The sequence below is a fragment of the Staphylococcus sp. HMSC13A10 genome (assembly GCF_001808005.1).
In the GTDB taxonomy this organism is placed as follows: Bacteria; Bacillota; Bacilli; order Staphylococcales; family Staphylococcaceae; genus Staphylococcus; species Staphylococcus pasteuri.
The window spans coordinates 41226-41848 of record NZ_KV791839.1 but is presented as its reverse complement, the minus strand read 5'-3'; the positions used below and the strand labels follow the sequence as shown (position 1 = coordinate 41848).

Annotated in this window: 1 pseudogene; it reads left to right on the top strand. The window is 44.3% G+C overall.

Going from position 1 to position 623, the window contains the following annotated elements:
• Positions 1–623 (top strand): annotated as a pseudogene (locus HMPREF3125_RS13190) (hypothetical protein); the annotation flags it as partial.

The window sequence follows — 623 nt, the reverse complement described above, 5'->3', positions numbered from 1 at the left end:
AGTACGTCACTTTCTGATAGTACAAGCACTTCGTTAAGTGAGTCATCTAGTACAAGTACTTCTACTTCAGATAGTACAAGCACGTCATTAAGCGGTTCGACTAGTACGAGCACATCACTTTCTGACAGTACGAGCACGTCATTGAGTGGTTCGACTAGTACAAGTATTTCTACTTCGGATAGTACAAGCACGTCATTAAGCGGTTCTACTAGCATGAGTACGTCACTTTCTGACAGTACGAGCACGTCATTGAGAGGTTCTACAAGTGCAAGTACTTCAACATCAGAGAGCACGAGCACTTCTCTAAGTGGCTCAACTAGTATGAGTACGTCACTTTCTGACAGTACAAGCACGTCATTGAGCGATTCTACTAGTACAAGTACGTCACTTTCTGATAGCACTAGTACGTCATTGAGTGGTTCTACTAGCACAAGTACATCGCTTTCTGGCAGCACGAGCACTTCTCTAAGTGGCTCAACTAGTATGAGTACGTCACTTTCTGACAGTACAAGCACGTCATTGAGTGGTTCTACAAGTGCAAGTACTTCAACGTCTGATAGCACGAGCACTTCTCTAAGCGGTTCTACTAGCACGAGCACGTCACTTTCTGACAGTACAAGCAC